The sequence below is a fragment of the Chitinophaga sp. 180180018-3 genome, assembly GCF_037893185.1.
Taxonomy (GTDB): domain Bacteria; phylum Bacteroidota; class Bacteroidia; order Chitinophagales; family Chitinophagaceae; genus Chitinophaga.
On the sequence record NZ_CP140772.1, the window covers coordinates 3,522,101 to 3,538,979 of the forward strand.

Here is a 16,879-nt window from a genome sequence, read left to right on the forward strand (position 1 = left end):
ATTTGTGAAGCATCATCTCACTATATATTATTGCGCCTATGTAAACATGCAGTAGCCACAAAACCACGTTAACACATTAATATACCCTATTATGAAGCAACTCTTAACCACAACCCGGTTAGCTGCGGATCGTCATGGCCATATGGCTGAACCCAAATGGCATCAGTGGCTGTTTACCCTACCTTCTTCATGGAGCATATTTTTACTGGTAATGGTATCTGTGCTCACGTATTTTCCTGTATTCTCACATAGATTTCTGCAAACATGGGACGATCAGTGGGTGGTGCAAAACTACTATACCACAGCAGGTTTGAGCTTTTCCAATTGGTGGGCGGTAATCACAGAATATTACAATGGACAATATGCCCCGGTTAATGAAACCTGGTACCTGCTGTTGCATGAAGCTTTTGGCTACGATGCTTTCTGGTTCCACGCCGGCAGTATGCTAATCCACATTATAAATGTGATCGTGGTTTATTCTTTCGTCAGGCAATTGCTGAAGATGGCTGGAACATTTTCTCCTTTATCAGTGAATCGTATTGCGCTTGTCAGCGCGTTGCTTATTGCCATTCATCCCTTCCTTGTAGAATCTGTGGCATGGTTATCGGCTTCGAAAATCATTCTTTATGTATTGTTTTATCTGCTGGCGCTGAAAGGATATCTCCGGTACATCGATACAAAAAAATGGGGTTGGTATCTCTATACTATAGTCGCGTTTATTCTGTCATTTGGCGCAAAAGAACAGGCTGTTACGTTACCGCTTTGCCTACTGTTGCTAGATTATACACTGGGTCGCAACCTTAAAGATAAACGGGTATGGTTAGAAAAAATACCCTTCATACTGCTTACCTTATTTTTTGGTATAGTCACTATATTGTCGCAGGCCGACAATGGCCAGGGCGCGCTGGCAGCAGGTAAAGGCTATCCGTTTTATCAGAAAGTTATCTTTGCCTTTTATTGCCTGAGTGAGTATTTTGTTAAATCCGTGCTGCCTGTAAATCTGATGTACGTGTATCCTTTTCCCAACCAGATTGGCGATCCGGTACCTTTTCGATTCTGGCTTTATCCTTTTGCCATTATAGCTATCGCTATTCTATTTTATTCTTTCTGGAAACAACGATGGATATTTTTCGGCATTTGTTTCTTCACTATTCATCTGACTACGGTATTGCATATCATTCCTATGTCGCGTTACACCATTATAGCAGATCGTTATGTATACCTGAGTGCCATAGGCGTTGTATTTATGATGGCTTATTTATATGACAAATATATAACGGAAAAGCCGATCTATGCGGCTCCTATCCATGCTACATTGTTATGTTACCTGATTTACTTTGGTGTCTATACACACCTGCGTTGCCAGGTCTGGCATAGTCCTGAAACCCTGAAAAAAGAGGTGCAGGATATCATTAAACAGCGAAAAGATTATCAGCCACCGGGTGCACGGAGAAAACAGACAAAGGTTAAGAAGAGCTACCAGACAGCAGAGTAGTCATCTGATTTTCCTCATTTCAATATATAGTGTATGATTAAACCATTCCTCTTACAACGCTTGTAGCTCCCCATGGGGGAGCTACAAGATTCACTGGTACAAAACGGTTCGAAACATTTTACTACCAATTACTTAATCACAAAGTTATGAAAAAAAGAATCATCAAGATCAGCGGTATCGCTGTAGTGGCCTTCACGCTCTGCGCGAACCTGCAGTATGCTGTATTCAACTATGGTTTGAAAGATGCCAAGCTAAGTATGGCAATCATGGGTCAGTCTACCAGTTCCGACGGCACTGGTGGAAGCAGTGGTACCGGCGATGAAACCGGTACTGAAGCAGGCCTGCTTCAGAAAAAATCGCAAACCCAAACACCCTGTGAAACCACCAAAACGACTACCGTTAAAGTGGGCATTCCTCCCTTCGAAGTAACCCGTACCGTTACAATCAAATACAGTGGCAAACTGGGTGATTGTATCAAAGGCGGAATATTCTGCACTCAATCCTGTGATGGAGGTACTGCAGTTTCAACCTCTACTTCTGATTCAAGTTCCGGCTCCGGTACCGGTACTAACTAACAGGTAAAATTTCCGTGTGGTTATAAGCAGCTTTGCTGTTTATAACCACCTATCATATCTATTCTCAATTTTCTCAACTATGCAAATGCGTATCCCGCTCTTTCTTCTTGCCCTGTTCATTATAGCCTGCCAACACAGGAAAATTGGTGTGCCACCGGAATACAAAAATGCTGCCGAACAACTGGCCGATTCAGTTACTGATATTGCTGTTACCAGTGATCATTTCACGACGATCAGGATTCCCCAGCGATTTTCCGCCGACAACGAGATTCGCCTCAGTGAAGTAATAGACAGCGTATGGTATCTTCCACTGGAAACAAACGATTCTTCTATCATCAGCTATGTAGACCAGGTGAATGAGTATAAAGGCAATTATATTATCCTGGATATCCTTTCCAATAAGGTCTTAGCGTTTGATAAGAAGGGAAAATTCATCCGGCAGATCGGTCATAAGGGAAAAGGGCCCGGCGAATACCTGCATCCTACCTCATTCGTAGTTGATACTGCCAGAGATGAGATTATCGTACATGACGATCACACCAGTAAAATCATACACTATGATGGCCAGGGGAATCTTAAAAGAGAAGAAATTGCAAAATATCGCTTTGTTCAATTTGTTAAATCAGGGGATCAATATATTATCAACAGCGACCGCTCTGATAATGTCCATCTCGACAGAATACTAAACTCTAAACTACTCTTTGCCTCAGGGGCATGGAAAGTAAATCACACTGCATTTGGCTATGATTGGGAGACACAACAGGATCTTGCCACAAACAGGAGAGCATTGATTGAAACAGATGGCCATATCAATTATAATCCATCCTATAGTTACAATATATACCGTATTACAGATACCAGCATCAGGAAAACCTATTTCATTGATGCCGGTAACTATGCGCTACCGGAAGGATTCGATAAAAACCTTTCTATTGAAGACTTCAACCGGAAATATGAGAAAGACAACGGAAATAAATTATACATCAGTTCCGCGCCATTAGAAAGTAATAACCATATCGTGCTTACACTCAACATGAATAGACAATACATCTTTGCTTACTATTCCAAAAAAACAAATAAACTATTCTGTAACAGCTATTTCAATAATGATATTCCCTGGTGTATGGGCCCGGCTAATGTTGTGGATGTTATAGGCAACACCTTTGTAGGCTACCTGAATGCGGTTGAAGTAGGTGAGCATAGGCGTGATATGGAAAAATACGGGCTTACTAAATTACTTCCTCCTTCATTTATAGCTATGACTGATGCGGTAAAGGATATCGACAATCCTGTGCTTGCATTTTTTAAGTTAAAAGATTTCTGACATGACAGGCAATTACATGATTATATTGATTGTAACAGTACTGTGTTGCAGCTGTTCAGGCAAGAAGAGCGTAAAGCAGCGTATGGCAGAGAGCAGGAAAGAGATTGAAAATAGCCCGGAACAGCTACATCTGAATAATTGCAAATTGACCGGTCTGGATACAACTCATCCTAAAACGTTACAGGAAGCCATAGGAGGAAAGCCCAGGCTTATGATGAGGTTTTCTGATCAAAGCTGCGATGTTTGCGTAAACGATCTCCTGGATAAATTAACGGCAGCCAGCGACAAGATTGGCAACGAGAATATCATCATCCTTTCTTCGTTTAGGGTATACCGTAGTTTTTACCTTTTCTATAAAAAGTATAGCAACCGGTTTACCATCTATAACATGAAGGACAGCAAAATGGGCTTCAAAGCTGAATACTATGATGCTCCGTTTCTTTTTAAAGTAAATAGCCAATTGATCGGGAGCGATCTTTTTGTGCCATTTAAAGAAAATCCGTTACCCACCGTTGAATACCTCTATAATGCGGAATCTTTCTTTAATGTACCATCCTGATTACATCACAATTATTACGACATGGGCAGGTATTTTCTAACAATCTACTTAATATCGACCTCTTTATTGGCGGTAGCGCAGCATCAGCCTGTATTCAAAGCAGACTCGTTTCGTCTCGGAGGTAACATCCGGAACTATCACCCGGCCAGCAGTACTTTTCAGCTATTGAAAGTAGTGTATAATACGCCCTACGGTCAACAGGAGCAAGTGATTGCGCAGCTGGACAGTTCGGGACATTTCAATGCATCAGTGCCATTATTCAACCCCCAGGAAATAATGCTCGACTTCGATCATACCCTTATTTATTTGTATGCCGTTCCGGGCAAGGACCTTCAGATATCCCTGGATACAGCGGATATCCGGCACGTGCATACTGTGGAGGAGCTGGCAGAATTCCATAACAACAGGCAGGTGATTTTATTTAAAGGGAGCGCTGCAGCCATCAATACTAACCTGAACGACTATATGTACCGGCTAAACCGTATCATAAATCCTCTGAGCAACGAGCAGGCACAAAATATGACGGCAGATCAATACCTCAGCTGGCGTCTGCAGAAAATGCAGCTTCAGCAGGATACGCTCCATGCGTGGCAGCAGGCAGGCGTGGTATCCGCTTTGTGTTACCTGCGTACCACGAATTACATCCGCTATAGTGCCGGCGCCGATGTGCTGGCCTACTGGTATAACACCACAGGGAATCAGTCTTTTCCGCCGGTAGCTTATCAAAACTTTCTCTCTACCCTGCCGGTTAACAACAATGATGCGGTATTAACTGATGTCTATTACGACTTCATCAATAATTATCTTATATACCTGCAATTAAAGGAGCATAACAATCCCAAAGTACAGGAGCTAGCCTATATCGCCGGCCAGGTAAGCAAGGGAACAGGTCAGGACCTGCTGCTCGCCAATATGGCCGCAGATAGCCTGCACCGCAGCCTTCCCCTGCATCCGGCAACTATACAATACCTCCGGCAACATATCGGCAATACTGCTATCAGCAGACGTATTGCCTTTCTTAATCAACAGCTCCAGCAGAGCATCAATAATAATCTACCCGACAAAACACATCTATTGAACAACATGGCCGATACTATCCCTGACATATTACAGGTATTGGGTGCTAAATACAAAGGAAATGTAGTTTATGTAGACTATTGGGCGCCCTGGTGTGTGCCTTGTATAGAGGAAATGCGGCAGACCCCTATGTTAAAAAAGAAGTTTATCAATAAGCCGGTAGTCTTCCTCTATCTCGCCATTCACTGCGACCAGAGCTCCTGGGAAAAAGCCATCAAAAGAGAGCAGATACAGGGTGAACATTATCGTTTGAGTGACCAGGAGTTTGATCTTCTTAATAAAAGGATCCCCATTATAGGTATACCGCGCTATATGTTGATAGATAAAAACGGAACAATTACACAGCGGATAGCGCCAAGGCCGGGTGATCTCGAAACTATCAGTACAGCCATTACCCAACTGTTAAATCAATAAATATGAAAACCAGTTCTTCCTTCCAGCAAATATTAATACCCGGCATAACCGCCATTGTGCTGCAGGCATGCAGTACAGGACAGGCTACACTTCCGCCGGAAAAAACGGTAAATATCTTCAACGATACCACCAGCATCAGCTATTTTAAACTTACCCGCAAAAACTTTCACAAAGAACTGGTATGTAATGGTAAATTAAGCGCCCGTCGTAAAGCCCAGTTGCGCTTCCGGCAGGCGGGGCAGATTACTGCTGTAAACCTGCAAAATGGCATGCATGTGGAACAGGGACAGGTCATTGCGTCGCTGGATCGTAACCGGTTGGCGAACGCACTGGAAGCAAGAAAAATACATCTTGCGCAGTCGCGGTTGGATTATGAAGACCGTCTGCTGACAATGGGGTATAACGCGAAGGATTCCGCCTCGTTGCCTCCCGGCATCAACCAGGCCGCGCTGATCCGCAGTGGGTACAAACAAAACATGATCGAGCTTTCCGAAGCTGCTATGGACTATGACCAGGCCGAGATCCGTGCTCCCTTCGCCGGCATTATTGCCGGTCTTGATATACAGCCTTACAACATGAGCGACACCTATAGCAAAGGCTGCCTGCTGATAGACGATAGTGAATTCATTGTTGATTTCAACGTCATGGAATCGGAGCTGCCATTCATAAAAGCAAGTCAGGAAGTTAGTGTCAGCCCCTTTAACGATCCGATACTGGCACTTCCCGGGAGAATAGTGGCAATTAATCCGGTCGTAGAGGAAACAGGACTGATCAGTGTCAGGGCATTGGTACCCAATAAAGGCAGGCAATTGCTCGATGGTATGAATGTTCGGATTAAAGCACAACAGCAGCTCAAAAGGCAGCTGGTTGTCCCTAAAACAGCTATCGTAGAAAGACAGGGAAGGAAAGTTGTATTTACTTATGAGGGGGGATATGCTATATGGCATTATGTAGAAACAGGAACAGAAAACAGCGAATTCAGTACCATTTTATCTGGTCTTCAGGAAAATGATAACATTATATCCAAAGGCAGCTTCAATCTTGCTCACCATAAACCAGTGAAAGCAATGCCTGTTGCACAACCTTAATAACACCGCTGATACTTATGCCACAAGCATTACATCCACAAAGGATATCTCCTTTTAGCACCGTTATTATTTTTACAGTACTGACGGCTATCGGGGTATTTATAACGCCTTTGCTGGCTGTTAAGCTGATGCCGGAACATGACCTCAACAGCCTGGTAGTTCATTGTAATCTTCCCGGGAGTAGCCCTGAAGCCACAGAATTACAGGTCACCTCTCACCTGGAGGATGCTGTGGCCGGGCTAAATGGTGTGAAGAGCATCCGATCAATTTCGGGTGCCGGTACCGCCACCGTATATATCACCTTAGACAAATGGACCGATCCGGCGGTGTTCAGGCTGGAAGCCTCCTCCCTCCTACGTCAGCTCTATCCGCAATTGCCTTTGGGTGCAAGCTATCCCAATATCACAGTAAACAGATCAGGTATAGATAATGCCTATGAGGGATTCTTAGTATATGAGCTTCATGGCGCATCAGATGCGCAGACGCTCACTCAATATGCACAGGAACAACTGCAACCCCTGCTGGCCGGAATCAGGCATATCAAACAAATCAGCATAGCTGGCGCGCCTCCGCAATATTGGGAGCTCACCTGCATTGACACACTAATGCAGCAAATTCATATCAATACCAATGATATCATCAAAGTGCTCCATTCCCTGCTTACACGTGGTGATGCCGGCATCACCATACAATCCACCCGTCAGCTGCATCTGATTAAAAATGATAACACACAGGATCCTGTTCAGATACTGGACCTCCCGGTTAAACGGGTCAATAACCGTCTTATCAGGCTGGGCGATATCGCGAGGCTGCAACTGGCTGAAGCTCCACCTTCCAGTTATCAGCGTATCAACGGCCGGCCGGTGGTTACACTTAGTATCTCGGCTGATCCACAGGCAAACACCCTGCTACTGAAAAAGCAAATCAGCCAGGCAATGCAACAGCAGCTCCCTCCCGGATACTATTTACAGCTGGCCTACGATTCCACAGAATACCTGGAGGCTGAATTGAGTAGTCTCTATATACGCACTGGCCTGTCTGTGGCAATACTGCTGCTATTCGTATGGCTGGTTACCCGGAAACTCACCCACCTCCTGGTGGTGGTTGTCAGTATGATCGTGAATATCTTCCTTTCTTTTATCGGCTATTACATCTGCAGGCTTGATATTCACCTCTATTCACTTGCCGGCATTACTATTTCGCTGGGACTCACCATAGATAACAGTATCATCATCATTGAAGACCTGGAGCAACAGAAAAAGGGCCGGGTATTTTTTGCTATCCTCGCTTCCACACTTACTTCGGTGATAGCATTATCCGTCATATTTTTCCTCGACGAGCGGCAACAGCTAAACCTTGTTGATTTTGCCATTGCTATTCTTATTAATCTTATTGTATCGTTACCGGTTGTATTTTTCTTTACGCCTGCTTTATATCAATTAATGCATGTGTCGTTGAGGCAACAGTCTCAGCATAGTCGTCATATCGGCCGCCTGAGCATCAGGCTGCAGCGGGGTTATGATATCGTTATACTGTGGTTACTAAGGCATCGGAAAAAAATGATCATAGGATTTATTCTGCTCTTTGGATTGCCTGTTTTTCTGATCCCCGACGAGATACCTACGAGGGGGAAATGGTCGCACTGGTATAACAATATCGCTGAAAGCCGTGCTTACCGCCAGATTCGCCCCATATGTGATAAACTATTGGGAGGTACCTTACGACTCTTTGTTAATACCGTAGCATACAAACATCCTCCGGTAGAACACAGCAACGAGCGTCCCAGTTTACGGGTGGAGGTATTAATGCCACCAGGGGCTACCCTTACTCAGATCGATGAAATAGTACTTGAATTCGAAAAATATCTTTCTCAGTTTCATGAAATAGCACTATTTAAAACCGTTGTAAGTGATGCACAGAACGCCGGTATCACTATCTTTTATAAACCCGGTATTTTGAGGCATTTCCCAGGCCAGCTGAAGCAAAGACTTGAAGATAAAGCTATGACTTCCGGCGCTGCCGATTTTAAGATATACGGGGTTGGGGATGCTTTCGACAATACTGTTGGCAATACACAGATGGAAAGCAGTTTTGTAGTAAAAGGATATAACTATGCACAGCTTTATCACTTTGCAACCCGGCTAAAGCAGGTGCTGCAACGTATTCCCCGGGTAGATGATATCTTCCTGTCGCCCTTTACTGCTGTAAATCAGTCTTCGACCTATGCCTATCACCTACGCATATACGACAAACAGCTGATGCAGTTGCTGCAAACCACAGCCGGCAACCTCGCAGGGTCTTTAAACAGCCGGAATGAGCGTTCTGTTCCTGTCAATGATATGCTGTACGAAGACACCTATCTGCCGCTAAAAGTGCATAGCCATGCCTCAGGCGCCATAGCTCTCTGGGAGCTGATGCAGGCCCCCACCCCATTGAGCGACAGTCAGCACATCCGGATCAGTAACCTTGCGACTGTTGAAAAAGAAAAAACAAACCAGGCGGTTGTCAAAGAAAATCATGCCTTTGTATTAAACATACTGTACAAGTTTACAGGCACTTTTGAGCAGAATAAATTAATGCAGAAAGATATCATAAAAAGTATCCGGAAAGACCTGCCCTATGGATACCATATTGATACCGGGAGCAATTACTATTCCTCTTCCGATAGCGGTTATCATCGGTACATTTTGCTTATAGCAGCATTTGTTCTTGCTATTTACCTTGTATGCGCCATCTTACTGGAATCGCTGTTACTGCCACTGGCTGTGATCCTGATGATTCCTGTTTCTTTCATTGGAGTGTTTCTTACTTTCTACTACCTGGATATTGCCTTTGGAGACGGAGGCTATGCTTCCCTGCTTATGTTGTGTGGTATTGTCACCAATGGTGCGCTATATGTGGTTAACGACATGCAGCACCTGAAAAAACAACGTCCGGGCCTGGATAGAAGGCGAACCTTCCTCAAGGCATTTATGCACAAAGGAGTGCCTATTTTTATTACCACTCTTTCCGCTGTGCTAAGCATGCTACCCTTTATGCTGAACGGCAGTGAACAGGGATTCTGGTATACCTTGTCTGTTGGCACTACCGGAGGATTACTGTTTTCGTTTATTGGTACCTGTTTGTTATTACCACTATGCTTGCGATTAAATAAAGCTGTATGATGAAATTCTTAGTTGACCGGCCTGTGGGTGTACTGCTATCCTATCTTTCCCTGGTACTGCTGGGCATTGCAGCCTATCTTTATCTGCCGGTATCTCTCATGCCCAATCTCGACATTCCTACCATTACTGTACGGATAAAACAGGCAGAAGCATCTGCCAACGATATTGAGCAACATATTACCAGTCCACTCCGGGAGCGACTGCGTCAGTTAAGCGGACTGGAAGATATCAATAGCGTTACACAGGAAGGTAGCGCACAACTGCAGCTGCAATTCACACATGGTACCAATATTCACCTCTCATTTATTGAGGTGAATGAGCAAATAGACTTATCGATGAATGACCTCCCACGGGATGCCGCCAGGCCGCAGGTAATAAAAGCCAGCAGTACAGACATTCCCGCCTTTTTTTGTAATATCCGGCTGGCTGCGGAAAGCGACCCGACTGCATTTGGCCGCCTGTGTGATCTTGCAGAAAAAGTGATAAAAAAAAGGATTGAGCAGCTTCCTGAAGTGGCCATGACTGATATCACCGGGCTTAACAAACAACGTATCCTGATCGTTCCCGACGAGAATAAGTTACGCACCCTTAACATTCAACCCGGTAATATCCAGCAGTTGCTGCAGGAAAATAATCTGCAACTGGGGAATATTATGGTAAAGGACGGCCAATATCAATATTATCTGCATTTCAGCAGCAACCTGTATAGTTCTGATGATGCAGCCAATATACCTGTTAATATCAAAGGAAGATTGATACAACTGAAGGACCTGGGCGACATCCGGATCCAGGATATTCCACCTACCGGCGGCTTTTATGCCGGTAGTCAGCAGGCTGTTAATCTCGCTGTTATCAAACAACCGGGAGCCCGGATGGCAGATCTTCAGCATGATTTCCGGATACTGATAAATGTGATGCGTAAAGACTATCCGGATCTCAGGTTTGAAATTGCCCAGGACCAGTCGACGCTGCTGGATTACGCCATCAGCAATCTTCAGCAGGATCTTCTGCTGGGAGGCACCCTCGCCATAGTGCTCGTATTGTTGTTTATCAGAAAAGTCAGGCTGGCTCTACTGATCGGCCTGGTGATTCCGGTGTCGCTGGTACTCTGTCAGTTACTTTTCTATTGCTTCCATGTTTCCCTGAACATTATTTCGCTCAATGGCCTGATACTGGGACTGGGCATGATTATCGACAACTCGATTGTGGTGATTGATAATATTACCCAGTATATCGACGAAGGGATGCCTTTGCGTAATGCCTGTGTTATTGGTACTTCGGAAGTAGCCAAACCACTATTCACCTCGTTGCTGACCAACTGTTCTATTTTTCTGCCGCTTATATTCCTCAGCGGAATGGCTGGCGCATTGTTCTATGAACAAGCTATATCTATGACCACCGGCATTTTTGTTTCCATGATAGTGTCGCTGACATTGTTGCCTGTATTGTACCGGCTGGTAAAACGGACGCCTGTTATTCCGTCCGGACGTAGTGCGGTAGATCGTGACGGCTATCTGGACCGCCTATACGAAAAAGGATTACATCTGGCAATGAAATTGCCTCGTACGATGCTCATAGGTAATCTGCTAATGGTAATAGCAGCTGTTATAGCTTTTAACAAGATGTCATGGGAACGGTTTCCAGACCTTGATGCACACAATGTAGAGCTGCGTGTAAACTGGAATGAACCACTTTCATACGAGGAAAATAATGCGCGGATAAAAGCTATGATGGACCAACTAAGTAAAAACATCTCCCTATACAACTGTTGGATAGGCCAGCAACAATATATGATCAACCGGAACTATGACATGGATGCAACCCAGGCGCTGGTTTATATAGAAACTACAGAGGCCCGCCAGCTAAAAGAAATAAAACGGGAAGTAAGTAATTACTTTCATGAACATTATATATCTGCAGACTTCCGTTTTACCCCGGCAGCAACACCGCTGGAACAATTGTTTGGGCAACAACAGGCGCCACTGGTATTACAACTATATCATAATGGCAACCGGCAGATGCCTGATATTGCATCTTCCACAACAATGGTCGGAGAAATCAATCGCCTGGCTCCTACTGTTAAAATTCCTCCTCCGGCATTGCGTAAAAATCTAAAAGTACATATCAATTATGAACTACTGGCGTTATATAATATCCAGCCTGCTGCAATAATGAATACCCTGTCCTCAAAATTAAAGGCGAAACAAATTGATGAAATACAGGGTAGTGCTGCAATGATACCGGTAGTAATCGGCACTGATTCGGCGATAACACCCGATGAATTGCTAAGTGACCTGTTTGTTTACAATGGTTCGGGAAAATCCTTTCCCGTAAAGTCATTCGTCAGCATCACTGATGAATACGACTATAAATACATTACCGGCGGTGCACAGGGTTTGTATTATCCTATTGATGTCAGTACGCCTGATCCCGGAAAGGAATTAAGATTACTAAGGCCGCTCATAAAAAAGTATCCACCTCCGACCCTGGAAGTAAAAGGCAGCTATTTTTACAATCAGCAGCTGGTCCGCGAATTAGGGTTTATTCTCCTTATCTCTGTTCTGTTACTCTATTTCATTCTGGCGGCCCAGTTCGAGTCACTGCTACAACCAGTGATCATTTTGGTGGAACTCCCGTTGGATATGGCCGGAGCAGTACTACTGCTTTATGTTACCGGCTCCAGTATTAACCTGATGTCGATGATAGGACTGATAGTAATGTGCGGGATCATTATCAATGATTCTATCCTGAAAATCGATGCTATTAACCAGCTGGTTAATAGCGGAGTTGCGCTTGACAGTGCTATTCATACCGCCGGGAAGAAAAGATTGCATTCAATTGTAATGATCACCTTAACCACCACGGGCACCTTATTACCCACACTTTTTATGCGTGATCCGGGTAGTCTGTTGCAGCAACCATTGGTAATTGCCTTAATCGGCGGAATGATCCCCGGTATGTTTGTGAGCCTGCTGGTGATCCCTATGTTATACCGTTTCTTTTATCTCCGGAAAAACCGGCATCACATCACTCTTAAAAAAATCAATATACCAGATGAAGTGGCTTCACTATAGAAATTGGCTATTCTTTTTTTTCGGTATCCTCAGCCTGCAGCTGAATGCCCAGCAGGGTATTGCCACCATGGATCTGAAAGACGCCATTAATACTGCCCGGCAATACTCCCTGGATTACCAGGCAGCAAGACAGGCCTATGAATATAGCTATGTAGATTATAAAAGTTTTATTAGCAGCCGGTATCCCAATCTCAGTATGAGCGGCACCTTTCCTAACTATACCCGCGCTATAGGGCTGATTACACTTCCAAACGGAGAGCCTTATTTCGTGGGACAGGATCAGGCAGTCAGTAATCTGTCTTTAAACCTGTCGCAACCGGTGTTACCAACCGGCGGTACATTTACGCTCTCCTCTTCACTGAACAGAGCAGATGTATTTGGTAAAAACCGCAGCACTACTTATTCATCCGTGCCTGTTACCATTTCCTACATGCAAAATATGGTGGGCTACAATGCTTATAAATGGCAGCAGAAAACGGCACTGGCCAGGGTTGAAACTGCTGAGAAGAGTTTGTTGGAACAGGGAGAAGATATCAGCCTTAAAACGGTAGGCTACTATTTTGAAATGCTTCAGATACAATCTGCATTACACCTGGCTATACAAAACTACGCTAATGCCGATACACTCTATAAAATCTCCCAGCAACGATTTACACTGGGCACCGTCAGTAAGAGTGAGCTGCTGCAGTTACAACTCAATCTGTTAAATGTAAAAAACGAGTTATTGCAGGATAGCATTAACTATACGATGACTACAAAACGTTTCCTGGAATACCTTGTGTTACCGCCAGGCACTCCCGTGCAACTACGTATGCCTGATGATGTTCACTTTTTCCAGATAGATGTACAAACTGCGCTGCAACAAAGCCATAACAACAACAGATCTGTTTTTGATGCCCGTCAGATGGAGCTGGAGGCAGCCCAGCAGCTGGCGCAGGCAAGAGCTCAAAACAGCGTATACTTCAATATTAATGCGAACTTAGGGTTTACCCGTACAGCCAACGCTTTCAAGAGTTTGTATAGCGATCTGGAGCAACAACGCAACCTGGGTGTTTCATTCAACATCCCAATTATTAACTGGGGATACAATCGTCTGCAAAAACAAAAATTTATTACCAATCTGGCAATGGTAAAAACGCGCAATCGACAAACCCAGATCGCTATGGAACAGGAAGTATTCAACAGCGTTTCCCGATGGAACTTTCAGCAGCAGCTACTCTCTGCAGCTATCGTTGCCCGTGAAATTGCTGTTCAGCGATATGAGCTGGAGAAAACAAGATATCTCTCCGGCAACATCTCTCTGAACGACTTTAATATCGCGCAGCAGCAAAAGGATGAAGCGAGCAGCCGTTATGTACAGGTATTAAAAATCTATTGGGAACTATATTATTCCCTGAGAAAACTGACCCTGTATGATTTCGCCGCGAACAACCAGTTAAAACTAAGCATCCGCGATTAAGCAAATATGCTTAATGCGTTGTCGCAATCTTACTGAACCGTTCCCGGATAGCATCCAGCTCTGAGCGTTTCATGCGGGACGTTTTTTCGAGGATCCCTAAGAAATAGTCCACTTCCTCTTTTTGAGCCGGGCAGCCTACATTCTGTAATTTTCCCGTAGGACTTTTCATGCGGCTATCGGCCAGCAATGCCCCTTTGCTGTCTAATACCAGCCAGAACGGAATACCTTCCTGATCGCCATGATATTTGGCTAACAAATCGCCACCACCGGGGTTTTCGAGTGATTTTTTCGCACCGTTCTCCAATACCGTAATGTGGCGGATCTCATAATTGTTGTTAAACGCTTTTTTACAGGCAGCGTCATTCATGGCAGTGTCCATCCGATGGCACCAGCCACACCAGGAAGCATGGAAAATCACGAATACTTTTTTGTTGTTACCGGCAGCCTTTGTGCAGGCGTCCTGTACGATCTGTTCAGCAGCAGGCGGCGCATCCTGGGCTTTTAATGCGGTAAATGTACATGCTGACAATAAAAACGATAAGGTTACTACTAATGGGCGCATAATGATTGGTTTTATCAAATGTAATGATCATTTCCCTATAAATTACCCGGACACTGATGAGTGGAGATATCCGGGGATAAAAAAAGGAAGAGCATTTGCTCTTCCTTTTACTGTATGGTATTGAAAAAACTTAATCATCGAGTTTGAGTACTGCGAGGAAGGCTTCCTGTGGTACTTCCACGTTACCGATCTGGCGCATACGTTTTTTACCTTCTTTCTGTTTCTCGAGGAGTTTACGTTTACGGGAGATATCACCGCCATAACATTTAGCAGTTACATCTTTACGCATAGCACTGATGTTTTCGCGGGCGAGGATCTTAGCACCAACAGCGGCCTGAATAGCGATCAGGAATTGCTGGCGTGGCAGCAGTTCTTTGAGTTTCTCGCAGAGTTTGCGGCCAAAATCCTGTGCGCGACTGCGGTGGATCAGGGCACTGAGTGCATCCACTTTATCGCCGTTCAGGAGGATATCCATTTTAACAATGTCGCTATCACGGAAGCCAATTGGCGTATAGTCGAACGACGCATAACCGCGGGTCTGGCTCTTCAGCTTGTCATAGAAGTCAAACACAATCTCTGTCAGCGGCATTTCAAACATCAGTTCCACGCGGGTAGTAGTCAGATAGCTCTGGTTAAGGAGTATCCCGCGTTTACCGAGGCAAAGAGTCATGATGTTGCCGATATATTCCGGCTTGGTAATGATTTGTGCCCGGATAAATGGTTCCTCGATCCTGTCTAATGTAGTAGGATCGGGCATTTCGCTCGGGTTGTTCACATTAATCACTCCTTCGCGGGTAGTATGTGCGATAAAACCTACGTTTGGTACAGTAGTGATCACAGTTTGATTGAACTCCCTTTCCAGGCGCTCCTGGATGATTTCCATGTGCAACATGCCGAGGAAGCCGCAACGGAAGCCGAAGCCCAGTGCCTGGGAGGTTTCCAGTTCGTAGGTAAGTGAAGCATCGTTCAGCTGGAGTTTGTCCATACAATCTCTCAGCTCTTCAAAGTCCTCTGTTACCACGGGGAATATACCTGCGAACACCATTGGTTTTACTTCCTGGAAACCGTTGATTCCTTCTTCACAGGGGTTATTAGCCAGGGTGATTGTATCCCCTACTTTTACTTCTTTGGCGCTTTTGATACCAGTGATAATATATCCTACGTCGCCGGTAGTCACTTCCTTGCGGGGTTCCAGTCCCAGCTTCAGGATGCCTACCTCATCTGCCTCGTATTCGTCGCCGGTGTTCACAAATTTGATCTTATCACCCTTTTTGAGCGTACCGTTAAATACGCGGAAATAGGCGATAATACCACGGAAAGAATTGAAAACGCTGTCAAATATCAATGCCTGAAGCGGAGCCTCATTGCTGCCTTGCGGAGCGGGGATGCGGCTTACGATAGCTTCGAGGATTTCTTCGATACCGATCCCGGTTTTTCCGGATGCCAGCAGGATCTCTTCTTCCTTCACCCCTATCAGGTCAATGATCTGGTCTTTTACTTCTTCGATCATGGCGCCCGGCATATCAATTTTATTGATAACGGGGATGATCTCGAGGTCATTTTCCAGGGCCAGGTAAAGGTTGGAAATGGTTTGCGCCTGGATCCCCTGGGCGGCATCCACCAGCAACAGGGCGCCTTCGCAGGCAGCCAGGGCGCGGGAAACTTCGTAGGAAAAGTCAACGTGACCGGGAGTATCGATCAGGTTAAATTTATATTTCTCACCATTCTTAGCGTTATAATCCATCTGGATGGCATGGCTCTTAATGGTGATACCTTTTTCACGTTCGAGGTCCATGTCGTCCAGTACCTGGGCCTGCATATCCCGGTCCGAAATAGTCTTGGTAAATTCCAGCAAACGGTCAGCCAGGGTACTTTTACCATGGTCAATATGGGCAATGATACAAAAATTGCGAATATTCTTCATATGATGTTTTACAAATCCCAGGTGGCATGTATATCCAACCTTTTCAGCCGGCAAAGGTACTGAAATTAGTTTGTTCTTTGATATATTGCTTCCAAAGAATTAAGAATTGGGAATATAGAATTAAGAAATAAGGAGAAGATATTAGCGAATGATAGTGAAGGGCT

11 protein-coding genes are annotated in these 16,879 nt (G+C 44.7%); 9 read left to right on the top strand and 2 right to left on the bottom strand.

The window, feature by feature from the left end; translation table 11 throughout:
- The first annotated feature begins 91 nt into the window (after window positions 1-91).
- The 9 genes from UNH61_RS13930 (at window position 92) to UNH61_RS13970 (ending at window position 14,229) form a co-directional block, all read left to right on the top strand.
- On the top strand, window positions 92-1,495 hold the full coding sequence (locus tag UNH61_RS13930) for a hypothetical protein (RefSeq protein WP_326992554.1): 1,404 nt from the start codon (window positions 92-94) through the stop codon (window positions 1,493-1,495).
- A 146-nt stretch (window positions 1,496-1,641) separates the two neighbouring features.
- Entirely contained in the window at window positions 1,642-2,070 is a 429-nt protein-coding gene (locus tag UNH61_RS13935) for a hypothetical protein (RefSeq protein WP_326992555.1), read from the top strand.
- A 79-nt stretch (window positions 2,071-2,149) separates the two neighbouring features.
- Window positions 2,150-3,394, top strand: coding sequence for a 6-bladed beta-propeller (locus tag UNH61_RS13940; protein ID WP_326992557.1), 1,245 nt, complete (start codon window positions 2,150-2,152; stop codon window positions 3,392-3,394).
- A gap of 1 nt (window position 3,395) precedes the next feature.
- Complete coding sequence (locus tag UNH61_RS13945) at window positions 3,396-3,953, top strand: hypothetical protein (RefSeq protein ID WP_326992558.1); 558 nt, start codon at window positions 3,396-3,398, stop codon at window positions 3,951-3,953.
- A gap of 21 nt (window positions 3,954-3,974) precedes the next feature.
- Entirely contained in the window at window positions 3,975-5,444 is a 1,470-nt protein-coding gene (locus tag UNH61_RS13950) for a TlpA disulfide reductase family protein (RefSeq protein WP_326992559.1), read from the top strand.
- A gap of 2 nt (window positions 5,445-5,446) precedes the next feature.
- Entirely contained in the window at window positions 5,447-6,532 is a 1,086-nt protein-coding gene (locus UNH61_RS13955; RefSeq protein WP_326992560.1) for an efflux RND transporter periplasmic adaptor subunit, read from the top strand.
- A 17-nt stretch (window positions 6,533-6,549) separates the two neighbouring features.
- Window positions 6,550-9,696: an efflux RND transporter permease subunit gene (locus tag UNH61_RS13960; RefSeq protein ID WP_326992561.1), complete on the top strand. Its 3,147-nt coding sequence runs from the start codon at window positions 6,550-6,552 to the stop codon at window positions 9,694-9,696.
- The gene (locus tag UNH61_RS13965; protein ID WP_326992562.1) at window positions 9,693-12,770 is read left to right on the top strand and encodes an efflux RND transporter permease subunit; all 3,078 of its coding nucleotides are present in this window, start codon (window positions 9,693-9,695) and stop codon (window positions 12,768-12,770) included. The genes UNH61_RS13960 and UNH61_RS13965 overlap by 4 nt, the downstream gene beginning before the upstream one ends.
- Window positions 12,751-14,229, top strand: a complete 1,479-nt coding sequence (locus UNH61_RS13970; protein ID WP_326992563.1) for a TolC family protein — start codon at window positions 12,751-12,753, stop codon at window positions 14,227-14,229. Before UNH61_RS13965 ends, UNH61_RS13970 begins: the two co-directional genes overlap by 20 nt.
- A gap of 10 nt (window positions 14,230-14,239) precedes the next feature.
- Here the strand turns inward: UNH61_RS13970 and UNH61_RS13975 are convergent, their stop codons facing one another.
- A complete protein-coding gene (locus tag UNH61_RS13975) occupies window positions 14,240-14,791 on the bottom strand; it encodes a thioredoxin family protein (protein ID WP_326992564.1) in 552 nt (183 codons plus the stop codon).
- A gap of 130 nt (window positions 14,792-14,921) precedes the next feature.
- Complete coding sequence (lepA, locus tag UNH61_RS13980; protein WP_326992565.1) at window positions 14,922-16,715, bottom strand: translation elongation factor 4; 1,794 nt, start codon at window positions 16,713-16,715, stop codon at window positions 14,922-14,924.
- Window positions 16,716-16,879 lie beyond the last annotated feature (164 nt).

Coding starts and splice junctions, on each gene's coding strand:
- UNH61_RS13970 (WP_326992563.1), top strand. CDS start 12,751: ATGAAGTGGCTTCACTATAGAAATTGGCTATTCTTTTTTTTCGGTATC.
- UNH61_RS13955 (WP_326992560.1), top strand. CDS start 5,447: ATGAAAACCAGTTCTTCCTTCCAGCAAATATTAATACCCGGCATAACC.
- UNH61_RS13950 (WP_326992559.1), top strand. CDS start 3,975: ATGGGCAGGTATTTTCTAACAATCTACTTAATATCGACCTCTTTATTG.
- UNH61_RS13975 (WP_326992564.1), bottom strand. CDS start 14,791: ATGCGCCCATTAGTAGTAACCTTATCGTTTTTATTGTCAGCATGTACA.
- UNH61_RS13945 (WP_326992558.1), top strand. CDS start 3,396: ATGACAGGCAATTACATGATTATATTGATTGTAACAGTACTGTGTTGC.
- UNH61_RS13960 (WP_326992561.1), top strand. CDS start 6,550: ATGCCACAAGCATTACATCCACAAAGGATATCTCCTTTTAGCACCGTT.
- lepA (WP_326992565.1), bottom strand. CDS start 16,715: ATGAAGAATATTCGCAATTTTTGTATCATTGCCCATATTGACCATGGT.
- UNH61_RS13930 (WP_326992554.1), top strand. CDS start 92: ATGAAGCAACTCTTAACCACAACCCGGTTAGCTGCGGATCGTCATGGC.
- UNH61_RS13965 (WP_326992562.1), top strand. CDS start 9,693: ATGATGAAATTCTTAGTTGACCGGCCTGTGGGTGTACTGCTATCCTAT.
- UNH61_RS13935 (WP_326992555.1), top strand. CDS start 1,642: ATGAAAAAAAGAATCATCAAGATCAGCGGTATCGCTGTAGTGGCCTTC.
- UNH61_RS13940 (WP_326992557.1), top strand. CDS start 2,150: ATGCAAATGCGTATCCCGCTCTTTCTTCTTGCCCTGTTCATTATAGCC.